Genomic DNA, 1,016 nt, shown 5'->3' on the forward strand with positions numbered 1-1,016 from the left:
TCCCGGCACAGCGAGCTTGCCTGGGCCGCGGAGCAACTGCAGCTCCAGCGGATCACGCCCTACATCACCGATGACATGGTGCTGGCCATCGATCCGGGCGACCTGAATCGGGATGGCGCCCCGACCAGTGAATACCGAACCCGCGTTCGCGACGGTGATACCGGCGAGATCGTCGGCGGTTATCCGCTGATCAGCGTGGTGGCACGCGACCTGAAGCGGGGCACCACCTGGCCACTGCTCACGCGGCTGCTATCGCCGGCTCGCGGCGGCTACCGCAGTGAAAACACCGATATCCTGAGCGTGATGGATACCGTGCAGCGCCATGTGGAGGGCCGGCCACTGTGGGTCATCGATCGTGGCGGCGATCGAGGTCGGCTGTGGGATGCCTGGCTGCGCGCCGAGCGTCATGTCCTGGTCCGGGCCGCCAATCAGCGCTTCTGGCAGTGGCGAGATACCGCCAAGACGTCGCAGCAGATTGCCCGAGATTTGCCACTGAAGCACCGCGGCTACTTGCGCCGTGGGCAGCATATCCCGGTGCGGTTCGGCATCACCAAGGTCACACTGCGAGAGCATCCGGAGACGCCGCTGTGGATGATCGTTGTCGATCATGAGAAGTCGGAGCGTCTGGTGCTGGTGACGACGCGCCCGGTGCGTGGTCGCCGCCAAGGCGAGCGGATGATTCAGGCTTACCTGGATCGCTGGGCCTGCGAGGAGGGGTACCGGTTCACCAAGCAGGGGTTCGACCTGGAGGGTGTCCAGGCACGCCGTTTCACGACGCTGCAGAACCTGGTGGCGCTGGCCAGCCTGGCCTGGGCACTGCTTGCGGCCTATCAGGACCGAGCGCCGGAGTTGGTGCGGCACGCGCAACGTCAGAAGCGACACCACCGGCTGATATTCCCGTTCTATAGCCTGCTGCGGGGCTGGCAACGGCTGTTTGCTCAAGGCCGAAGTGTTTTCTATCCCCTCTGGAGAAGAGCGCCAGGCACCGAGGCACGAATACCAGACTTGTTCACCTC

At 64.7% G+C, this 1,016-nt stretch carries 1 protein-coding gene; it reads left to right on the forward strand.

Annotated elements, in window-relative coordinates; translation table 11 throughout:
• On the forward strand, positions 1–1,016 hold a 1,016-nt coding region (locus tag DER72_RS15990), incomplete at both ends, for a transposase (protein ID WP_146209086.1).

The organism is Halomonas sp. A11-A, from assembly GCF_003182195.1.
In the GTDB taxonomy this organism is placed as follows: domain Bacteria; phylum Pseudomonadota; class Gammaproteobacteria; order Pseudomonadales; family Halomonadaceae; genus Halomonas; species Halomonas alkalicola.